The sequence below is a fragment of the Halorubrum trapanicum genome (genome assembly GCF_002355655.1).
Taxonomy (GTDB): domain Archaea; phylum Halobacteriota; class Halobacteria; order Halobacteriales; family Haloferacaceae; genus Halorubrum; species Halorubrum trapanicum_A.
The window spans coordinates 970,779-988,108 of the sequence record NZ_AP017569.1; the positions used below are offsets into that span (position 1 = coordinate 970,779).

A 17,330-nucleotide genomic window follows, 5' to 3' on the forward strand; every position below is an offset into this window, starting at 1 on the left:
TCGGTCGACGAGCCGGGTTTTAGGGCTTGTTATCTCGTCGACCGCGGGCGGTCGGCTCGCGTCGGAACGCCTCCCGGCCGCCGCGCTCGGCCGCCGTCAGGGGACGTACCAGATCCCGCGCCCGAAGTCGAGCCACTCGCCGACCACGACGTGCGGCATCGCGATGACGCAGACGAAGATGGTGTAGAAGGCGACGGCGCCGGAGAGCAGCGAGCCGCCGGCCAGCGGGTTCGGCGCGACGGTCCACAGGGCGGCCGCGACGGTCGCCGTGACCAGCGCGCCGACGACGAGGACGCCCCACGCGACGACGAGCGAGACCCCCTCGGTCCGGTCCGGCTGTTCCTGCTCGACGACCATGCTCCGCGCCGACTGTCGCAGCGAGTACCACAGCGGGAAGTAGAGCCCGATGGCGACGACGACGGGCACCAAGGCGAAGTACGCGACGAGCAGCAGCGTCTCGGCGGCGTCGAGGAGCCACGAACGCCCGACCCCGCCGGTCGAGCGCAGACTGGTCGCGAGGCCGCCGCCGAGGTGCGCGAGGACCGCCAGCCCGAACGCGCCGCCGAGCGCCGTGGTGAACGCCTCGGGGTTCGACGCCGCCGGACCCGCTAACCGCCCGTCGAAGACGCCCAGCATGATGCCGGTGAAGCCGTAGAAGGTGTCCGTCCAGAAGACGGCGGGGACGACCATCACGGCCCCGCCGCGGACCAGCGCGGCGAGGGCGCGCTGCGGCCTGGTCGGGAGGTGATCGGTGCCGACTAAGGCGTCCATCACGCGGAGGTCGCCGTGGCCGCCCTTCGCGACAGCCGTCCCGAAGGCGATGGCGAGCGCGGGCAGCGGCGCGACGACGAACAGCGCCACGAACGAGGCGACGAACCCGAGGTACAGCGCCACGTACCGCGCGCCGAACGGGAGCCCCCGCCGGCGGAGGTTCGAGAAGTGTTCGTACCCGCCGTGCGGGAGGTTCAGCGCGACCATCCCGACGAGGTACGCGATCATCTGCGTCCGGAGCGACACGTCGGTGCCGGCCGCGGACAGGGCGCCGAACCCCACCGCGAGCAGGAGCAACGCCGCGCGAGAGGCACCGATAGCCGTCCGTTCCGGTTCGCCGAGGAGCCGCCGCACCGGACTCGCCGTCGACGTCGACATAGGTGCCAGTAGGGGCGTTACGGGGTTAGGGCCTCGTCGCCATTATTCGGGCTTTTATATACCCGGCTCTGTCGGAACCCCCATTTTTCAGATGTATTTCGCCTGAAACGTCCGGGGCTGAAGAGTGCCTCTCGATCGGTTTCGGGAGTGAGTATCGCAGATCGGCGGCCGCGATGTGGTATTTAAATAACCACGAGCGACGGCGACGAGCGCTTATAAAAAGGGGTGCGGTGGCGCGCCTGCGAGCGGCCGAGCAAAGCGGAGGCCACGAGCCAGCCCGCGAGGGACGCCGCGAACGCCCGCAGGGCGTGAGCGGCAGCGAGGCGCGACGCGCCTCTGGCAGCCGGCGGCGCAGCCGCCGGCGACGAGGTTGGGGAGGCGTGAGGTGCTGTGCGTGGCTGTGCGGGGCGGGACTCAAAGGGGCAGTCGCGAGGGCGAAGCACGCCGCAGTAAGCACCGCAAGGAGCGAGTGAAACGAGCGACTGAGGAGCACAGCAAGGCGCGCGAGCCGTCGCGGCTGGGGCTTTGGAGAACATCATCTCGGCAGTGTCAGTCATTTATAAACAGCCGACAACAACACCGCTATTTACTTATAAACGACCTCACTCACGATATACTACACCTACTCCCGAAATCGCTCGTCGCTACGTCTGTACTGGCCAACGCCAGTTCAGAACGAGTCGCCTATGAGGATTCCAACGGAGCCGCCTGTCTGTTCGGCGACGCGCTGCGAGGAGAGCGAGGGGCTCGGAGCGGGCTCAGTACGTGTGGATCACTTCGCCACAGCGCGTGCACTCGATCGTGTCCGACCGGAACAGCCGCTCCTTCTTCTCGGTGGGGCCGTTGCACTCGGGACAGACGCCGAGGTTCCGGCCGTCCGCGACCCGCGCGGACAGGTCGAGGAACTGGTTCTCCAGCTTCTCGATCTGTTCGGACTGCTCCTCGACGACCGACCGGAGCTCTTCGATCGTCTCGTCGCGCTCCTCGACCGCGGTGGACAGCTCCTCGATGCGCTGCTCGTACTCGTCGATCGCCTCGACGTCGATGGCGACGTCGTCGGTCGCCGCCTCGGTCTCTTCCTCCGCGGTGGTCTCGGTGGTCGATTCCGCCTCCGCTTCAGTGTCGTCGTCGGCCATACAGCATCACTAGGGCCCCAGGTTGATTACTTTCGGGCCGACAACGTATCCCCCGACGGGCGACAGGGCGCGGGCAGCGACCGCCGAGGAACCCCGACGGTCGACCGCCGGCGGACGCCAATACCTGACTGGGTTGGCATCGGTCTCAATAGAGTATATACTGTATCATGATGTGGGTATGGACCCGATAGCACTACAGGCGGGATACGACCTACTCGGGGACGGACGCCCCGAGACGCTCTGGTTGGGTATCGGCACGCTACTGATGCTCATCGGGACCTTCTATTTCATCGCCCGCGGTTGGGGCGTGACTGACAAGGAGGCCCGTGAGTACTACGCGATCACGATCCTCGTGCCGGGGATCGCATCGGCAGCGTACCTGTCGATGTTCTTCGGCATCGGCCTGACGGAGGTCCAGGTCGGCGGCGAAATGCTCGACATCTACTACGCGCGGTACGCGGACTGGCTGTTCACCACGCCGCTGCTGCTGCTCGACCTCGCGCTGCTGGCGAAGGTCGACCGCGTCACCATCGGGACGCTCGTCGGCGTCGACGCGCTGATGATCGTCACCGGTCTCATCGGTGCGCTCTCGCACACGCCGCTCGCGCGGTACTCCTGGTGGCTGTTCAGCACGATCTGCATGATCGTCGTGCTGTACTTCCTCGCCACGAGCCTGCGCGCCGCGGCGAAGGAGCGCGGCTCCGAGGTCGCGAGCACCTTCAACACGCTGACCGGGTTGGTACTCGTCCTCTGGACGGCGTACCCGATCCTGTGGATCATCGGCACCGAGGGAGCCGGCGTCGTCGGCCTCGGCATCGAGACCCTGCTGTTCATGGTTCTCGACGTGACGGCCAAGGTCGGCTTCGGCTTCATCCTGCTCCGCAGCCGCGCCATCCTCGGCGACACCGAGGCCCCGGAGCCCTCCGCGGGCGCCGAGGCCTCCGCCGCCGACTGATCGGCCGGCTACCCCGACGCAACCGAACAGCACGGTTCAACCGTTTCCACCGTTCATTTTTCCACATGGCCGACACGACACCCGAACAGCCGGCAGTACTGAATACGCGGTCCGTCGTCGGGCTGGGCGCGTGCGCCGCGATCGCACTCGTCGGAATATTCCTGATCCCGACGCTACAGGAGCCGGGCGGCGGGCTCAACGCCCGATTCTGGACGATGGCGGCGCTGGAGCTGATCGCCATGGGCGGCGTCGTCTACTTCGTTTTAAACCTCCACGAGGAGCCGGAGTAGCGACGGCGGCCCGTCCCGAAGCCCGGAATGCCGCCCTCACTCCGCCCTCACTCCGCCTTCACTCCGCCGACGGATCGCTTTCCGGCCGCTCGGCGTCGCCGCGCCCGTCGCGGGTCGAGGGCGACGTCTCGGCGAGCGCGCGTTCGAAGTGGTCGCGCCCGACCGTCGGCTCGGCGGACGGGCCGTCGCCGACGATCGCGTCCTCGATCGCGAGCAGCCCGGCCTCGCGGACCAGCGCCGCGAGGTCGCCGCCGCTGTACCCGGCGGTGCGGTCGGCGAGGGCGTCGAGGTTGACCCCGGACGCGACCGGCGTCTCCCGGGCGTGAATCTCCAGGATCTCTCGGCGCGCCTCGCGGTCGGGGAGCGGCGTCTCGACCGCCTTCTCGATCCGTCCCGGCCGGAGCAGCGCCTCGTCGATGGCGTCCGGCCGGTTCGTCGCCGCGATGACGGCGACGTCGGTGAGCGGCTCTAACCCGTCGAGCTCGGTCAGCAGCTGCGACACCACGCGCTCGCCGGCGTCCGTGTCGTCGCCGCTGCGCCGCGGCGAGACGGCGTCGACCTCGTCGAAGAAGATCACCGCCGGCGCGTTCTCGCGCGCCGTGGCGAACAGGTCGCGGACGGCCTTCTCCGACTCGCCGACGTACTTGTCGAGCAGCTCGGGCCCGTTCACCGGGATGAAGTTCGCGTCGCTGCGGCTCGCCGCGGCGCGCGCGAGCAGCGTCTTCCCGGTCCCCGGCGGCCCGTACAGCAGCACGCCGGACGGCGGCTCGATCCCCAGCTCGGCGAAGCGGTCGGCGTACTCCAGCGGCCAGTACACCGCGCGCACCAGCTCGCGCTTGGCGGCGTCGAGCCCGCCGACCTCGTCCCAGCCGACCGCGGGGAACTCGACGGTGACCTCGCGGAGGCCGGTGGGCTCGACCTCGTCGAGCGCGGCGTCGAAGTCGGCCATCCGGATCGCGGTCCGGCCGTCGCGGCGGACCGCACGCTCCAGCGCCGCGTCCGCGAGGACGGCGAGGTCGGCGAACACGTAGCCGTCGAGCCGCGCGGCGACCGCCTCGAAGTCCACGTCCATCGCGAGCGGTGCGCCCTCGGACAGCCCTTCGAGCGCGGCCGCGTGCTCCGCGGTCGTCAGCGGCTCGACCTCCAGTTCGCGGTCGAACCGGCCGCCGCGGCGCAGCGCCGACGGCACGGCGTCCGGGTCCGCGGTCGCGCCGATCACGACCGTCCGGTCCCCGGCGCGGAGCTCGTCGACGGTCGATCGGAAGCGGTCCGCCAGCGCGGAGCCGCCGTCCTCGGCCCCGAGCGCTTCGAGGTCGTCGAGGAGGACCACGGTCGGCTCGCCGGCCGGCACGGCCTCGACGACGCGGTCGAGCCGGTCCGACCGGTCGCTCGCCCGCTCGCCCCGGAGCCGGGCCGCGGAGGCGCGGACGAGCGTCGCGTCGGTCGCGCTCGCGACGGCCTCGACGAGCGTCGTCTTCCCCGACCCGCGCGGGCCGTGGAGGAGCAGCCCCAGCGTCGGGGACCCGGCGGACTCGAACGTCTCGGCCGCGTCGAACCGGGTCGCGACCGCGTCGCGGAGGCGCTCGAACGTCGCCGTCGGGACGAAGCCGTCGCCGGCGCCGGCCCCGCCGGGCCGCTCGGCGACGACGTCCGGTTCGCTCCCGTCGGCGACGGTGATCTCGGTCTCGTCGTCGACGACCGCCGGCGACGAGGGGGCCACGTCGCGCACCTCGAACCGGAGCGTGAGCGCGCCGCCGAGGCGCGTGACCTCGACCTCGTCGCCGACGGCCACGACGCGCCGGTCGAGCCGGCGACGGATGGCGTCCTCGCTCCGCTCCAGGTCGACCGACTGGCGGAGCCGCAGCGTGACCGAGGCGGCGACCGGGAGGGACGACGGCGCCACGGTCGCGGCCTCGCCCGTGTCGACCCCGGCCGTCCGCCGGAGCCGCTCGGGGAGGAAGACGGCCCGCGCCCCGTCGTCGACGGCGACGACCGGGGCGGCGACGCGCCGCTCGCCCTCGACGGTCACCGTGTCGCCGAGGCCGATCCCGAGGTCGGCGAGGACGGCTTCGGGGAGCCCGATCCGGTCCCCGGGGACCGACGTGGGCGGCTCTCTGACGGTGACGCGCACGCTCATGTTCCGCGGGCCCGCTCGCGGGACGGCTCGTCGGCGACGACGGTCGATACCATACGCCGATCTCACGCCCAGCGACCCCAAAGTACCCGGGCCTAACTGGACAGCCGCACCTCGACGGTTCCCGCCGTCGGCCGGTCGGGCGCCGGCGCTTCGGACTCTCGGAAGACAGGCAACCATTAACCCCTATCGGCGCGAACGGTCGCGCATGGCGAACGCTCGGGCGCTCCTCGTCCACCCGGAGGAGGGGAGCGATCGGATCGAGACGGCGCTCGGCGCCGCGGGGTTCGACGTGACCCGCACGGACACCGCGGCGTCCGCGGTCGCGAAGGCGACGACCGGCGAGTACGACTGCGTCGTCAGCGAGTACGCGCTGGCCGGCGACGACGGAGTGGCCCTCGCGACCGCGATCGAAGAGTCCGACGCCGGCGTGCCCGTCGTGATGTTCACGGAGACGGACGAGGAGGGGGTGCCGGAGGCCGCCTTCGAGAGCGGCGTCGACAGGTTCCTCCAGAAGAACGGGTCGGCGTCGATCGATCAGCTCGTCTCCGACGTCTCGACGGTCTGTTCGGGGGTCCCGACCTCGGAGCCGCGACAGGACATCTCCGACCACGAGCCGACCGCGTCGGAGGTGCGGCGGGCCGTCGAGGACGCGCCGATCGGGATCAGCATCAGCGATCCGGACCTCCCGGACTACCCCCTCGTGTACGTCAACGACGCCTGGGAGGAACACACCGGCTACCCGGTCGAGGAGGCCCTCGGCCGAAACCCGCGGTTCCTCCAGGGGCCCGGGACGGATCCGGAGACCGTCGAGGAGATCGCCGAGGCGATCGGGAACGAGGAGGAGGCGACCGTCGAGATCCGGAACTACCGGCGCGACGGAACCCCCTTCTGGAACGAGCTGACGGTCGCGCCGGTGTACGACGAGGACGGCGACCTGACCCACTACGTCGGCTTCCAGAACGACATCAGCGACCGGAAGGAGGCGGAGCGGCTCGCCGAGGAGCGCGCCGAGAAGCTCGCGACCGAGCGGCGCTCGCTCGACAGGGTCCTCGGGCGGGTGAACGGGCTCCTCAGCGACATCAGTCGCATCCTCGTCGAGAACCGGGATCCGAGCGTCATCCCGGAGCGCGTGTGCGAGGTCGTCGCCGGCGAGCCGGGGTACGCCGGCGGCTGGATCGGGGAGGTGTCGTCGGCGACCGGTCGCCTCGAGATCCGCGCCGCGAGCGGCGTGTCGGTCGAGGCCGGCGCGTCGTTCGACGTCGACGAGACGCCGACCGAGGTCCGGGAGGCGATCGAGACCGAGGAGCTCCGCGGCGGCTCGATAGAGGGCGCTGCCGACGGGCCGCTCGAACCGGCGGCCGTCGGCGGGCGGCGGCTCCTCGTCGTCCCGCTCACGTACGGGGAGCGACGGTACGGGCTGTTGGGGATCTACGGCAGCGGGGCGGACGTCCTCGACCGCCGCGAGCGGCGGGTGTGCGAGTCCGTCGGGAAGATGATCGCGAACGGGCTCCACTCGCTCGAGACGGCGGAGATGCTCACGACCGACCGCGTCGTGGAGCTCGTGGTCGAGATCCGAGACTCGACGGGGCCGCTCGCGCGGATCGCCGACGCGGTCGGCGGGGAGGTGGAACACCTCGGGACGACGCGGCTCGACGACGACGCCTGCGAGCTGTACTTCCGCGCCGACGGGGATGACCCGGATCTCGACGAGCTCGCCGCCCTCCCGTTGGTCGAGTCGATGCGGACGGTCTCGGAGACGAACGACGGCGTCAGCTTCGCCGTCACCGTCACCGAGTCGCCGCCGCTCACGAAGCTGGCCGACCACGGCAGCGTCGTCGCCGAGGCGATCGCCACGCCGGAGGGGTCGACCCTGACGATCGAGGCGCCGCCCGAGCACGACGTCCGCTCGATCCTCGACGTGTTCCGCGGCGAGTACGAGGGCGTCGAGCTCCGGTCGCGCGTCGAGCGCGAGAGCCGCGACCGCACCGTCGCCGAGTTCGCGGCCGCGGTCGACGAGCGGCTCACCGAGCGCCAGCGCGCCGCCCTGAAGACCGCCGAGCTGAACGGCTACTTCGAGTGGCCGCGACCGGTCGACGGCTCGGAGATCGCGGAGCAGATGGGGATCACCCGACAGACGTTCCACCAGCATCTCCGCGCGGCCGAGCGGAAGCTCGTCGAGGCGTACGTCGACCCCCGATCGTGCGAATGAGCCGGGAGCGCGCCGGAAACCCGGGGGATGGCGCGTGAGCGACGACCTCCCGGACGCGGGCGACGACCCCTTCGCCGCGAGCGACTCGGTCGTCGTCGCGGCCGGCCCGGAGACCGTGTTCGCGTTCCTCGACGACCCCGCGAACCACGCGGCGATCACGCCCGGGCTCACGGACGTTCGAGACGTCGAACCCCTGGGGAACGGCGGGAAACGGCTCTCGTACACCTACCGGATGGCCGGGGTCGGGATCGACGGCGAGATCGTCCAGACCGTCCACGAGCCGCCCGAGCGCCACGTCTTCGAGCTCCGCGGCCGCCTCACCGGGACGATCGACCTCCGGCTCGCCCCCGTCGACGGGGGGACGGAGCTGACGTACGCCGCGACGTACGACCTGCCGGAGAACGCGCTCACGAGGGTCGGCGCGCCCGCGATCCGCCGGTTCAACGAGCGACAGCTCCGGGCGGCCCTGGAGAACGTGGCCGCGGAGTTCGACGCGGACGGATGAGGACGCTCGCAGGTCCGTCGCCGGCGGCGATGCGGGACACGTCGGCCACGAGACGGCGAGCCGACCGGGAGACGGCGTACCGATTCGGTGGCGGTGGGCGAACTATTAAGCGTGCGATGGCCTAAACGGGAGGCATGGATCCGATCACCCTCCAAGCCGGGCTCGGGCTCGGGCTCGTGAGCGTCGGCCTGCTCGCGCTCTTGCTCGTGGTCGTCACGCTCTGGCAGTCGTTCGAGATCGTCGACGCCTACGAGAAGAAGACGCTCACCGTCTTCGGCGAGTACCGCAAGCTGCTCGAACCGGGCATCAACCTCATCCCGCCGTTCGTCTCCCGCACGTACCCGTTCGACATGCGGACCCAGACGCTGGACGTCCCCCGCCAGGAGGCGATCACGCGGGACAACTCCCCGGTGACCGCGGACGCCGTCGTCTACATCAAGGTGATGGACGCGAAGAAAGCGTTCCTGGAGGTCGACGACTACAAGAAGGCCGTCTCGAACCTCGCGCAGACCACGCTCCGCGCCGTCCTCGGCGACATGGAGCTCGACGACACGCTGAACAAGCGCCAGGAGATCAACGCGAAGATCCGCAAGGAACTCGACGAGCCCACCGACGAGTGGGGGATCCGCGTCGAGAGCGTCGAGGTCCGCGAGGTCAACCCCTCGAAGGACGTCCAGCAGGCGATGGAGCAGCAGACCTCCGCCGAGCGCCGCCGCCGCGCGATGATCCTCGAAGCGCAGGGGGAACGCCGCTCCGCCGTCGAGCAGGCCGAGGGTGACAAGCAGTCCAACATCATCCGCGCGCAGGGTGAAAAGCAGTCCCAGATCCTCGAAGCGCAGGGGGACGCCATCTCGACCGTCCTCCGCGCGCGCTCCGCCGAGTCGATGGGCGAGCGCGCCATCATCGAGCGCGGCATGGAGACCTTAGAAGAGATCGGCAAGGGCGAGTCCACCACGTTCGTCCTCCCGCAGGAGCTCACGAGTCTGGTGGGGCGCTACGGCAAGGCCCTCTCCGGCTCCGACGTCCAGGAGATGGAGGGGCTCGACGGGAAGGAGTTCGACGACGACACCCGGAAGATGCTCGGACTCGACGACATCGACGAGATCCTCGGCCAGATCGAGGAGTCCGCGGAGATGAACGTCGAGGAGCTGGAGAAGGAGGCGGAGGCCGTGAAGACGGGCGACGCCGGCGCGAGCATCAGGTCCGCCGACGAAGTCATCCAAGAGATGGACGAGGAAGAGGCGCCGGCGGAAGTCGAGAAAGAGGAGTAGTTCGGCGCGAAGCGCGGCCGTAGCCGCATTCTCCGACGCGATTCGGCCGCGAGCGAAGTGCTTTTGTCGAGGCGCCGACTAATACGGCCGTGACAGAGGGGTTCGACGGCCAGAAGCGCGAGACGCTCCGGCGGTTCGCCGCGGTCGGAGCCGCCGCGCCGTTCGTCGGGACCGCGAGCGCCGACGACGCCGACGCCGACGAGAACGAGACGCGGGAGGCGATCCGTGGCTACGTGCCGACGACCCCCGGCGCGCACTTCTCGAAGCTCCGCGACGACCTCCGGCTCGGCACCGGCGAGGCGCAGTACCACCTCCGGAAGCTGGAGGAGGCGGGGGCGATCGAGTCGGTGAAGGACGCCGACTACCGGCGCTTCTTCCCCGCCGGCCGGTTCGACGCGACCGACAAGCGGGCGCTCGGCTACCTCCGCCGGGAGACGCCGCGCGGGATGATCCTCGCGCTGCTGCGCGACCCCGACGCGACCGGCGCCGACCTCGCGAGCGCGCTCGGCGTCTCACGGCCGACGATAAGCGCCGCGGCCGCCGACTTGGAACGCGCCGGCCTCCTCGACCGGACCGACGGCTACGCGCTGACCGAGCCGGAGCGGCTGCTCACGCTCGTCGTCCGCTACGCCGACTCCTTCGACGCCGAGGCCGTCGCGTTCGCCGACGAGGCGGCGTCGCTGGTCGCGTACGACCCGTAGGACGCGCCCCGTCGCGGGCGGGGGATCGGCGTCCGCTCAGTTCGTGACCATCCACGTCGTCCCCGACGAGTACCCCCACTTCTCGACGTCGACCTCGGTGGCGGCGTCGGCGACGGCGCTCATGTTCGCGCCGACCTCCTTCGCCGAGAGGCCGAGGTCGTCGGCGATCAGCCGCGACTTGAAGTACGTTCGGTCGGCCGCGTTCTCGCGGAGGTACCGCAGGATGCGCTCCTGTTTCGCGGAGAGGCCGGTCGATTCGGCGGCGACCGCGTCCGGGTGAGCCGTGCTCATACGGGTACCACGTCGGCGCGCCGCATAAGGCGGTTGGTAGACCGGGTTAACACGTCGCTGTCGTGCGATTTTGTGTGTCTTCAGGGGCGTGAGTACCGCCCCACGACCGCGTTTGGGTACGGCCTTCGAACCGCGACGCCGGCGCGGCGGCACCGGCGCGGCGCTGCCGCCGCGCCGGGGTCAGTACAGCCCGGTGACGAACGGCCCGAGCGCCCCGCTCACACCGGCCGCGAGCGCCTCGGCGCGGTCGACGCGGCCGTTCGTGAGCGCGCCGGCCGCGCCGCCGCGCTTCGCGACGCCGTCGGTGTCGAGGAGGTCGTCCATCACCGGGCCGAGCTCCTCCCCGTCGTCGATGCGGGCGGCGACGTCGGCCGGAAGCGCGAGGCTCGGGCCGGCGGCGCGGCCGACGCGGTCGCCGTCGGTCACCGCCGCCCACATGATCAGGAACAGGTCGTCGGCCCCGTCGAACGCCGCGACGCCGCCCTCGATGCCGACGCCGATGTCGTACGTCGCCCCGTCGCCCGGCGCGTCGGCGCCGCCTTTCGGTTCCGCTTCGAGGACCGCAGCCGCTCGGTTCTCGGCGCCCGAAATCGTCTCCGCGTGGCCCGTCGGCTGCTCGCTCACGCCGGAGTCGACGGGGACCGACTCGACCGCGACGCCGGTCGGGTCGCCGGGGAGGTCGTCGTCCGCCGCCGATCCGAGCGCCAGTTCGACCGCGCGCCGCTTCACCGGGTTGCCGCTGCCGACGCCGACTCGCAGGGTCGTCATACGCGGTCGTCGTCGCCCGCGGCCGAAAACGCGTCGGGATGGAGCGAGCGAGCCAGCCGCTCGACCCCGTCGAGGAGCGCGGGGCTCGGCTGGTTGAGGAGGGAGTCGTCGAGGACGTGGACGGGGGCGTCGACCCAGTCGCGCTCGGCGACGGTCGCGGGGTCGACGCGGTCGCCGTGCCCGCAGACGTGGACGACGACGTGGTCGGGGTCGGCGCGCTCGACGGCGGCGGGGTCGACCTCGCGGGAGCGATCGCCCGGGTCGACGAAGGGATAGCGCCCGCCCGCGGCGCGGACTGCGTCCGGGACCCAGTTGCCGGCCGCCATCGGCGGGTCGGACCACTCCTCGCAGTAGACGGTCGGACGGGGGCGGTCGGCGACGGCGTCGGCGATCCGGTCGAGGCGGTCGCGCGCGTCGGCCGCGAGCCGCTCGCCCGCGTCCGGGCGGCCGACGTCGGTCCCGCGTGCGGCGAACCCCTCGACCGCGTCGTCCAGCGTCGACGGCTCGCGGTGCGCGACGTCGAGGCCGCGGTCGCGGCAGTCGTCGGCGAGGCCCGACTGGAGCCCGTCGCTCGTGAGGACGACGTCGGGGTCGAGGTCGACGACCCGGTCGAGGTCGGGGTTCAGCCAGCCGCCGACGACGGTCGGGGACTCCTCGCCGTGCGCGGACCCGGCGTCGGGGTCCTCGGCGAGGTCGCAGTGGGCGGTGACGCCGACGAGGCGGTCGGCCCCGCCGAGCGCGGCGACCGTCGCGGTCGCGCTCGGCGCGAGCGAGACGACGCGGGGCGAAGACATGGCGTTCGATCCGGCCGCGAGCGTGTCAACGGTTTCGGTCGCCGTTCCCGGAAGTCGGGCGGGCGAAACGCGTCAATCACTGGGACGTGCGGGGCGGCGAACACAACTAAGTGAACACGACCGAGAGGCGACCGTATGACCGACGGACAGTGTATCGTCTGCGGGTCGTCCGCGAACACCGACGGGATGCCGTACCGGTGCGCCTACTGCGGTGATCCGGTCTGTTCCGACCATCGTCTCCCGGAAAATCACGGCTGTTCCGGTGAACGGCTCGCTGCGGACGAGGATCCGGAGGATCGAGGTCCGCAGCCGATGGACTCGGAAGACGTGACGACGATGGGAACGACGCCGACCGAGACCGGTCAGTCGTCTCCGGACGTCGCCCTCGACGGGTCTATCGCCCGCGATGATCCGGCCGAACAGGACGACGAGGAGTCAGAGTCTTGGTGGCGGCGGCTACTCCCGTGGTAGATTCGTGCCGTCGGGGGGAACCCGAGGGGTGGTTCGAACCGTAGCCACTATCGCCGAAAACGCGTGATAGATCGTGTCCTTTCGTCGGGATTCGAGCGACACGTTCCGGTCGTTTTAAGTTGTGTTCCGCCGACGGTAAACCAAGATCGCTCTCGGGCAGTTTCAGTTTCCGGGGGCAACCGAGCTATGAGTGAACGACTACACACACGGGGGAGTCGCTCCCGAACGGAGACGAACGAGGAGGAATCGGAGAGCACCGACGAGACGCTCAGCTGCCCGGAGTGCGGGGGCCACGTCATCAACGACGAGGAGCACGGCGAGACGGTCTGCAGCGACTGCGGGCTCGTCGTCGAGGCGGACTCGGTCGACCGCGGGCCGGAGTGGCGCGCGTTCGACTCCCGCGAGAAGGACGAGAAGAGCCGCGTCGGCGCCCCGACCACGAACACGATGCACGACAAGGGGCTCTCGACGAACATCGACTGGCGCGACAAGGACGCGTACGGCCGCTCGCTCGGCGCGCGCCAGCGCCAGAAGATGCAGCGGCTCCGCAAGTGGAACGAGCGGTTCCGCACCCGCGACTCGAAGGAGCGCAACCTGAAGCAGGCGCTCGGCGAGATCGACCGCATGGCGAGCGCACAGGGGCTCCCGGACAACGTCCGCGAGACCGCGAGCGTCATCTACCGCCGCGCGCTCGACGAGGACCTCCTCCCCGGCCGCTCCATCGAGGGCGTCTCCACCTCCTGCGTGTACGCCGCCGCCCGGATGGCCGGCGTCCCGCGCAGCCTCGACGAGATCGCCGACGTCTCGCGAGTCGAGAAGGCCGAGATCGCGCGGACGTACCGCTACGTCGTCCGCGAGCTGAAGCTCGAAGTGAAGCCGGCCGACCCCGAGCAGTACGTCCCCCGATTCGCCTCCGACCTGGAGCTCTCCGAGGAGTCCGAGATGCGCGCGAAGAGCCTCCTGCGCAACGCCAAGGAGAAGGGCGTCCACTCGGGCAAGTCGCCCGTAGGCCTCGCCGCGGCCGCCGTCTACGCCGCCGCGCTGCTCACCAACGAGAAGACGACACAGGCCGCGGTCTCGGAGGTCGCCGACATCTCCGAGGTCACCATCCGGAACCGGTACCACGAGCTGTTAGAGGCCGAGGACGGCCTCGTCGCGTAGGCCGACCGGTATTTCTCGCACGGAGTTCGGTCCGCCCGGACGCACACACATAAGTTCCCGCCCGCGGAAGCCTCGCGTATGTTCGAGGAGTTCGTCCTCGCCGCGAGCACGGCCGACCTCACGGAGGAGCCGCGCGCCCGCGAGGACGCCGACGCCGTGGAGTTCCGGATGGACCTCGCAAACTCCCCGCTCTCCCAGCTCGACGCGTACGACGGCGAGCTCCCGCTCGTCGTCACGAACCGGGCGTCGTGGGAGGGCGGCGAGGCCGACGGGCTGGGCCGCTACGACGCGCTCTCGGACGCGATCGGGCGCGACACCGTCGCCGCGGTCGACGTCGAGCTCGCCGCGCTGCGCGGGACGCGCCCGGACCCGGCTGAGGAGTCGCACGCGACCGCGCTGCGCGACGCCGCGCGCGAGGCGGGGGTCGACGTGATCGCCTCGGTCCACGACTTCGAGTCGACGCCCGAGCCCGCCGCGCTCGTCGACCTGCTCGCCGACGCCGCGAGCGAGGGCGACGTGGGGAAGCTGGCGACGACCGCGACCGCGCCGGCCGACGCGCTCGCGATGATCGAGGCGACCCACGAGGCGACCGCCGCCGGCCACCGCGTCGCGACGGTGTGTATGGGCGAGCCGGGGCGGCACACCCGCGCGGTCACGCCCCTCTACGGCTCGAAGATCGGCTACGCGCCCGTCGACCCCGCGAACGCGACCGCACCGGGCCAGTATCCGCTCGCGACGCTCAGAGAGCTGGTCGACGGGCTGAGAGAGGGCGAAGCTGACGAGTGACTGGCTATTTATAAGCGATTGGCCGCGGATTCGGCGACTATTTATAAGTAAAGACGGTGCGGTGGCGCGTGCCTGCGAGCGGCCGACAGGCCGCGAGCAGCACGCGCGAGGGAGTCAGTCGCCGGAGCGAGGCGGAGGCGACTGACGAGGCTGGGGAGGTGTGAGGTGCGGTCGCTGTGCGGTCGGGTGGGACTCAAAGGGGCAGCCGCGAGGGCGAAGCACGGCGACGCAAGCACCGCAGGGAGCGAACGAAGTGAGCGACCGAGGAGCGCAGCGAGCCGCGCGAGTCCTCGCGGCTGGGGCTTTGGCGGTGTCCGCCGGCGATCCGCAGTCGGCTATTTATAAGCGAGCGGCTGGGGCTTTGGAGGAATCCACCACCGTGATGCCATCAAGTGCCATTTATAAACCATTACTAGAGCCGCCGTCCGTCGCAGAAGAAACCACGTATAGAGCCAAACCGCTTTACGACCGCCCCCGTAACACACGCCAATGGCGACGTGCGACGTGTGTGGGGAGTACGAGAACCTCCCGTACCAGTGTAAGCGGTGCGGCCAGACGTTCTGTGCCGAACACCGACTGCCCGAGAACCACGACTGTCCGGGCCTCGCCGAGTGGGACGACCCCGGCGGCGTCTTCGACAGCGGCTTCGACGAGAGCGTCGAGGGAGGGCCCGCCGGCGACGCCGGGGACGGCGCGGGCGTCCTCGATCGGGTCAAGGGTCGGATCGACCGCGAGACCGGCACCGGCGGCGTCTTGGGGTACTTCCGCAACAACGCGACGTACGCCATCCTGCTGGCGATGTGGGTGACGTTCGTCGCGCAGTGGATCGCGCTGTTCGTCGGTGGGGAGGCGCTCCACAACACGCTGTTCGTGCTCCGGTCGGAGGCGATCGCGAACGTCTGGACGTGGGTGACCTCGGTGTTCTCGCACGCCCCCGGACAGCTGTTCCACATAATCGGCAACAGCATCGTGATCCTGTTCTTCGGCCCGCTCGTCGAGCGCGCCGTCGGGTCGAAGAAGTTCGTCGGGTTCTTTTTCGGCGCGGGGATCGCCGCGGGGCTCGGCCACGTCCTCTTCGCGATCGCGACGAACGCCCCGCCGACGGGCGTGCTCGGCGCCAGCGGCGCCGGCTTCGCGATCCTCGGCGTGCTCACCGTCTGGCGGCCGAACATGCAGGTCCTCCTCTTCTTCGTGATCCCGATGAAAATCAAGTACCTGACGTGGGGGATCGCGATCGTCTCCGCGGCGCTGGTGGTCACGACGGGCACCGGCGGCGTCGGCGGCATCGCGCACCTCGCGCACCTGATCGGCTTCGCGATCGGGCTCGCGTTCGGCAAGCGCAACGAGGGGCTCGCGCGCTCCGCGGGCGGCATGGGCGGCGTCTCGATGGGCGGCGCGCGCGGCCCGCGCGGTCCGGGTGGGCCGGGCGGCCCCGGCGGGCGGCGCTGATGGACCTCGCGCGGCCCGACCTCCGACCCGATCCGTCGCTGTCGCGCGACGAGATGGAGGCGCTCCAGCGCGAGATCGCGGCGGCCGCGACGTTCGACGACGACCACGCGCTCGACCCGTCCGCGATCGCGGTCGACGAGGCGGCCTCGCTCGCGGACGGCCTGCCGCCGGCGCGCGACGACGCGCAGGAGCGGCTGGGGACCGGCGACGACGGGGGCAGCGCCGACACGACGCCCGATCCCGACGCCCCGACCGTCGTCGGCGTCGACCAGGCGTTCCTCACCGACCGCGGCGAGGACCGCCCCGACGCCGCCGTCTCCGCCGCGGTCGCGCTCCGGGGCGGGACCGTGGTCGAGTACGCGAGCGCGACGACGCCGCTGTCGATCCCCTACGTCCCGGGCCTGCTCGCGTTCCGCGAGGGGGAGCCGATACTGGCCGCGCTCGACGCGCTCGACGCCGAGCCGGACCTGCTGGTCTGTGACGGTTCGGGCCGCATCCATTACCGGGAGGCCGGGCTCGCGACGCACGTCGGCGTCCTCCGCGACGTGCCCAGCGTCGGCGTCGCGAAGCGCCTCCTCTGCGGCGAGCCCGACGAATCGACGGGCGAGCGGCCCGAGGGCTGGCGGACGCCGATCCGGGCGGACGACGCGGTGACGACCGCCGAGCCGGGAACCGTCATCGGCCACGCGTTCCAGTCGCGGCAGTACCCGAACAGCAAACGGGTGAACCCGCTGTACGTGAGCCCCGGCCACCGCGTGTCGGCGGCGACCGCGGTCGAGTTCGTCGCGGCGCTGTGTGCGAGATACAAGCTTCCCGAGCCGACGCGGCTCGCGGACGCGTACGCCGATACGGTGAAGCGGGACGCGGAGTGAGACGCGTGCGGCGGCAACGGGCGAGGGGCGGCGTCGGCGTGGCATCGCTTCTGTGCCACCAGTTGCCACGGGCAGGCGATTTTTATACGATCGACTGCGAACGCGAACGCATGGGAGACGACGACGCGGAGAGTCCGATGTCCGCCGAGGAGTTCCGGTCGCTGACCGACGGGCTAGTGCGACAGAGTTCTGGCGGAGGGACGACCGTCTACAAGAACGCGGCGGGCGTCGGCTGTCCGAACCCCGACTGCGACCGCGGCGTCTTCCAGACGCTGTTCGTCAGCGATCACGGCTGGCAGCAGATCGGCGCGACCCGCGACGGGATCGACCTCTGTCTCGTCAACACGGAGTCGAAGCGGCTCGTCTTCATCCACGACGAGTGAGT

Annotated in this window: 18 protein-coding genes; 12 read left to right on the forward strand and 6 right to left on the reverse strand. The window is 70.9% G+C overall.

The window, feature by feature from the left end:
• Positions 1-96: 96 nt before the first annotated feature.
• Complete coding sequence (locus CPZ01_RS04740) at positions 97-1,149, reverse strand: Brp/Blh family beta-carotene 15,15'-dioxygenase (protein WP_096393670.1); 1,053 nt, start codon at positions 1,147-1,149, stop codon at positions 97-99.
• Between the two features lie 758 nt (positions 1,150-1,907).
• The gene (locus CPZ01_RS04745; RefSeq protein WP_096393671.1) at positions 1,908-2,285 is read right to left on the reverse strand and encodes a SlyX family protein; all 378 of its coding nucleotides are present in this window, start codon (positions 2,283-2,285) and stop codon (positions 1,908-1,910) included.
• 265 nt (positions 2,286-2,550) lie between these two features.
• Here CPZ01_RS04745 and CPZ01_RS04750 point away from each other — a divergent pair, with 265 nt between their 5' ends.
• The gene (locus tag CPZ01_RS04750) at positions 2,551-3,240 is read left to right on the forward strand and encodes a bacteriorhodopsin (RefSeq protein ID WP_231899229.1); all 690 of its coding nucleotides are present in this window, start codon (positions 2,551-2,553) and stop codon (positions 3,238-3,240) included.
• Positions 3,241-3,305: 65 nt separating this feature from the next.
• Complete coding sequence (locus CPZ01_RS04755) at positions 3,306-3,530, forward strand: hypothetical protein (RefSeq protein WP_096393673.1); 225 nt, start codon at positions 3,306-3,308, stop codon at positions 3,528-3,530.
• 58 nt (positions 3,531-3,588) lie between these two features.
• Here the strand turns inward: CPZ01_RS04755 and CPZ01_RS04760 are convergent, their stop codons facing one another.
• Positions 3,589-5,667, reverse strand: coding sequence for an AAA family ATPase (locus CPZ01_RS04760; RefSeq protein ID WP_096393674.1), 2,079 nt, complete (start codon positions 5,665-5,667; stop codon positions 3,589-3,591).
• 205 nt (positions 5,668-5,872) lie between these two features.
• Here CPZ01_RS04760 and CPZ01_RS04765 point away from each other — a divergent pair, with 205 nt between their 5' ends.
• The 4 genes from CPZ01_RS04765 (at position 5,873) to CPZ01_RS04780 (ending at position 10,353) form a co-directional block, all read left to right on the forward strand.
• Complete coding sequence (locus CPZ01_RS04765; protein ID WP_096393675.1) at positions 5,873-7,876, forward strand: bacterio-opsin activator domain-containing protein; 2,004 nt, start codon at positions 5,873-5,875, stop codon at positions 7,874-7,876.
• A gap of 34 nt (positions 7,877-7,910) precedes the next feature.
• Complete coding sequence (locus CPZ01_RS04770) at positions 7,911-8,381, forward strand: SRPBCC family protein (RefSeq protein WP_096393676.1); 471 nt, start codon at positions 7,911-7,913, stop codon at positions 8,379-8,381.
• A 134-nt stretch (positions 8,382-8,515) separates the two neighbouring features.
• Positions 8,516-9,652 (forward strand): SPFH domain-containing protein, encoded by a 1,137-nt coding sequence (locus CPZ01_RS04775; protein ID WP_096393677.1) that lies wholly within the window; start codon positions 8,516-8,518, stop codon positions 9,650-9,652.
• 89 nt (positions 9,653-9,741) lie between these two features.
• On the forward strand, positions 9,742-10,353 hold the full coding sequence (locus CPZ01_RS04780; protein WP_096393678.1) for a winged helix-turn-helix transcriptional regulator: 612 nt from the start codon (positions 9,742-9,744) through the stop codon (positions 10,351-10,353).
• A gap of 36 nt (positions 10,354-10,389) precedes the next feature.
• Here CPZ01_RS04780 and CPZ01_RS04785 read toward each other — a convergent pair whose 3' ends face one another.
• From CPZ01_RS04785 to CPZ01_RS04795, 3 genes are all read right to left on the reverse strand, one after another.
• Positions 10,390-10,644: a DUF7123 family protein gene (locus CPZ01_RS04785; RefSeq protein WP_096393679.1), complete on the reverse strand. Its 255-nt coding sequence runs from the start codon at positions 10,642-10,644 to the stop codon at positions 10,390-10,392.
• 180 nt (positions 10,645-10,824) lie between these two features.
• Complete coding sequence (locus CPZ01_RS04790; RefSeq protein WP_096393680.1) at positions 10,825-11,412, reverse strand: DUF84 family protein; 588 nt, start codon at positions 11,410-11,412, stop codon at positions 10,825-10,827.
• Positions 11,409-12,206 carry a cobalamin-binding protein gene (locus tag CPZ01_RS04795; protein ID WP_096393681.1) on the reverse strand — a complete coding sequence of 266 codons (798 nt, stop codon included), beginning with the start codon at positions 12,204-12,206 and terminating at the stop codon, positions 11,409-11,411. The genes CPZ01_RS04790 and CPZ01_RS04795 overlap by 4 nt, the downstream gene beginning before the upstream one ends.
• A gap of 135 nt (positions 12,207-12,341) precedes the next feature.
• On the opposite strand from CPZ01_RS04795, the gene CPZ01_RS04800 reads away from it, so the two are divergent.
• From CPZ01_RS04800 to CPZ01_RS04825, 6 genes are all read left to right on the forward strand, one after another.
• Positions 12,342-12,677 (forward strand): AN1-type zinc finger domain-containing protein, encoded by a 336-nt coding sequence (locus CPZ01_RS04800; RefSeq protein WP_096393682.1) that lies wholly within the window; start codon positions 12,342-12,344, stop codon positions 12,675-12,677.
• Positions 12,678-12,863: 186 nt separating this feature from the next.
• Complete coding sequence (locus tag CPZ01_RS04805; RefSeq protein WP_004596489.1) at positions 12,864-13,838, forward strand: transcription initiation factor IIB; 975 nt, start codon at positions 12,864-12,866, stop codon at positions 13,836-13,838.
• A 78-nt stretch (positions 13,839-13,916) separates the two neighbouring features.
• Positions 13,917-14,624 (forward strand): type I 3-dehydroquinate dehydratase, encoded by a 708-nt coding sequence (locus CPZ01_RS04810; protein WP_096393683.1) that lies wholly within the window; start codon positions 13,917-13,919, stop codon positions 14,622-14,624.
• 489 nt (positions 14,625-15,113) lie between these two features.
• Positions 15,114-16,073 carry a rhomboid family intramembrane serine protease gene (locus tag CPZ01_RS04815; protein ID WP_096393684.1) on the forward strand — a complete coding sequence of 320 codons (960 nt, stop codon included), beginning with the start codon at positions 15,114-15,116 and terminating at the stop codon, positions 16,071-16,073.
• Positions 16,073-16,945, forward strand: coding sequence for an endonuclease V (locus CPZ01_RS04820; RefSeq protein ID WP_096393685.1), 873 nt, complete (start codon positions 16,073-16,075; stop codon positions 16,943-16,945). The genes CPZ01_RS04815 and CPZ01_RS04820 overlap by 1 nt, the downstream gene beginning before the upstream one ends.
• 110 nt (positions 16,946-17,055) lie before the next feature.
• Positions 17,056-17,328, forward strand: coding sequence for a DUF7385 family protein (locus CPZ01_RS04825; protein WP_004596496.1), 273 nt, complete (start codon positions 17,056-17,058; stop codon positions 17,326-17,328).
• The last annotated feature ends 2 nt before the right edge of the window (positions 17,329-17,330 follow it).